Genomic DNA, 2,580 nt, shown 5'->3' on the forward strand with positions numbered 1-2,580 from the left:
GTAAGCGTAAAAAAATAGACACCTAGAGATATTAAAATTTCCTTGATAAAATTACAGATATAAAAATCAGGAGGTATCTGTAATGGAAAAGCAAATTAATCATGAGCCTTGGGAGAAAATTTTAGAAAAGTTTTCTTCCTATGAAGGAACTGTAACAAGCTTTTGCAGTGAAAACAATGTAAGCAAAAGCCAGTTTTATTATCATAAAAGAAGAGCTGATATCTTAAAAAAGCCTACCTTTCATGCTGTAAGTCTAAATACCTTAATAGCTCCAGATAATGCCGAAAAGGCATATAAAGATATACGTATAGAGATTGGTAAAGCTAATGTATTTATACCATCAAATGAATCAGAACTATTAAAAACTATACTTAAGGAATTAGCTGCAACATGCTGAATATTGATAAGGTGAATACCGTATATCTAGCCTGTGGAGCAACAGATTTAAGAAGAAATATTGATGGATTATCACTTATAGTCCAAGCAACACTTAAGCTTGATCCTTTCGAAAAAGCACTATTTGTATTTTGCAATAAGCAGATGAATAAGTTAAAAATACTACATTTTGATGAAGGTTTCTGGCTTTATTATTATCGATTAGAAAAGGGTCGATTTAAGTGGCCAATGACAAAGCTGGAAGCTTTAGGCGTTACCTTAGAGGAATTGCGGTGGCTCCTAAAAGGATATGAGGTAAGAACTGCATCAAAATTCAAACCGATTGAAAATAAAAATTACTATTAAAAATACTAATCAAATTCTGGCAGCCCTTGAGAAATCAAGGGTTTTGTGCTATAATGAATATATAGTAAACATAAGTTGAGGTATTAAAAATGGATGGCTTAAATGTTGATAAGCAATTAGATGAAAAGACAGAGCTTATAATTTCCAAGATGGAAAAAGAGATAGAATTAAAAGAAAAAGAGCTAGCTTCTAAGGATCAAGAGATTAACAACTTGAAGAATGAACTTGCCTTTTTTAAAAATCAAATTCTTAATAAGAACAAGAAGATATTTGGTAAATCTAGCGAGCATATAAAGGATAATCAAATGTCTCTTTTTGATGAGGCTGAAAAATATAGTGATACTAAAGTAGCTGAGCCAACCATTGAAGAAATAACCTATAAAAGAAAAAAATCCTCTTCCTATGTTGGCAAAAAAGATAATCTTGCTCATTTAGAAAGAATTGTTATTGAACATAAACTAGATGAGGACAAGGCATTCTGCGATAAATGCCATAATGAATTGACCGTTATAGGAACTAAAACAAAAGAAGTTTTAAAATATAAACCAGCGGAGTTATATATAGAGGAGCATATAACCTACAGCTACGCTTGTAAGTCATGCGAAGAAATAGACGGAAATGCAAATATAATTTCCATTAAAGCACCCAACGCTCTACTCTATAAAAGTATGGCTTCTCATGAGCTGTTAAGCCACGTTATAAACCTTAAATATCAATATGCAATGCCCCTTTATAGACAGGAGACCTATTTTGATATGCTTGGCGCAAGCCTTTCAAGACAAACCTTATCTAATTGGATAATAGCTACTGCAGATGAATTTGAAGCAGTCTACGACGTAATGAAGGAAAAGCTTTTAGAAAGTCATTATGTCCAAGCTGATGAAACAACGGTAGTTGTTGTTGATTCTAAGGGGCAAGACTCTAAGGCTAAAAAATATATGTGGCTATATAAAACTGGAGAGTGGAAAAATCCTATAATTCTTTATGACTATCAAAGAACTAGGTCCAGCACCTGTCCTAAAGAATTCTTGAAGGATTTTTCAGGAGTGCTTCAAACGGATGGATATCAAGGGTATAACTCTGTAGAAAATGTTAAGCACATTTACTGCCTGGCTCATATCAGGCGAAAATATTTTGAAATAGTTTCAAAACTAGAAGGCGAAGCCCTAAAAAATTCTAGAGCTGTTATAGGGTTTAATTTTTGCGAGCAGCTTTATAAAATTGAAAAGGAGCTAAAGGAAAAATATGAAGGTGATGATGATTACTATAAAAAACGCCATGAAATAAGGCTTGAAAAATCAGCACCAATAATTGAAGAATTTATAAAGTATGTTGATATAGAACTAAATAATGCTCTTCCAAGAAGTCCGTTAGGACAAGCTTTAGAATACAGCAAAAAGCTACTGCCAACCTTTAGAACCTTTTTAACAGACGGTTCTTTAGAGATTGATAATAATGGAGCCGAAAGGGCAATAAAACCTTTTGTTCTAGGAAGAAAGAATTGGCTCATGTGTAATACCCCTAAAGGAGCTAGGTCAAGTGCAGTTATTTATAGCATAGTAGAAACGGCTAAAGCAAATGGCTTAGTTGTAGAAAAATATCTGGTTTACTTGATGGATATGCTCTGCAATCTAGAAAATAAAGATACAGATACACTATTAAAATACATGCCTTGGTCTAATGAGCTTCCAGACAAACTAAAACTTCAAAATAAAAATCTCCATGGTAAAAAGGACTAAAAACAATCCAGTAGAAGGCACCTTGATAGGCTGCTTACTACTGGATTTAGTTTATCAAAATAAAATTGACAATTGAATACGTAGAATTTTTGACGCTTAC

General features: G+C 32.9%; 3 protein-coding genes. All 3 read left to right on the forward strand.

The window, feature by feature from the left end:
* Window positions 1-82 precede the first annotated feature (82 nt).
* The 3 genes from tnpA (at window position 83) to tnpC (ending at window position 2,480) form a co-directional block, all read left to right on the forward strand.
* Window positions 83-397 (forward strand): IS66 family insertion sequence element accessory protein TnpA, encoded by a 315-nt coding sequence (tnpA, locus tag CLLU_RS18290; protein ID WP_106011186.1) that lies wholly within the window; start codon window positions 83-85, stop codon window positions 395-397.
* On the forward strand, window positions 391-741 hold the full coding sequence (gene tnpB / locus CLLU_RS18295; protein WP_106011187.1) for an IS66 family insertion sequence element accessory protein TnpB: 351 nt from the start codon (window positions 391-393) through the stop codon (window positions 739-741). The genes tnpA and tnpB overlap by 7 nt, the downstream gene beginning before the upstream one ends.
* A gap of 89 nt (window positions 742-830) precedes the next feature.
* Complete coding sequence (gene tnpC / locus CLLU_RS18300) at window positions 831-2,480, forward strand: IS66 family transposase (RefSeq protein ID WP_106011188.1); 1,650 nt, start codon at window positions 831-833, stop codon at window positions 2,478-2,480.
* Window positions 2,481-2,580: the final 100 nt, after the last annotated feature.

It is taken from the genome of Clostridium luticellarii, from assembly GCF_002995845.1.
Lineage (GTDB): Bacteria > Bacillota > Clostridia > Clostridiales > Clostridiaceae > Clostridium_B > Clostridium_B luticellarii.

Excerpts from the sequence above, each read along its gene's own strand:
- tnpA (WP_106011186.1), top strand. The coding sequence starts at position 83 with ATGGAAAAGCAAATTAATCATGAGCCTTGGGAGAAAATTTTAGAAAAG.
- tnpB (WP_106011187.1), top strand. The coding sequence starts at position 391 with ATGCTGAATATTGATAAGGTGAATACCGTATATCTAGCCTGTGGAGCA.
- tnpC (WP_106011188.1), top strand. The coding sequence starts at position 831 with ATGGATGGCTTAAATGTTGATAAGCAATTAGATGAAAAGACAGAGCTT.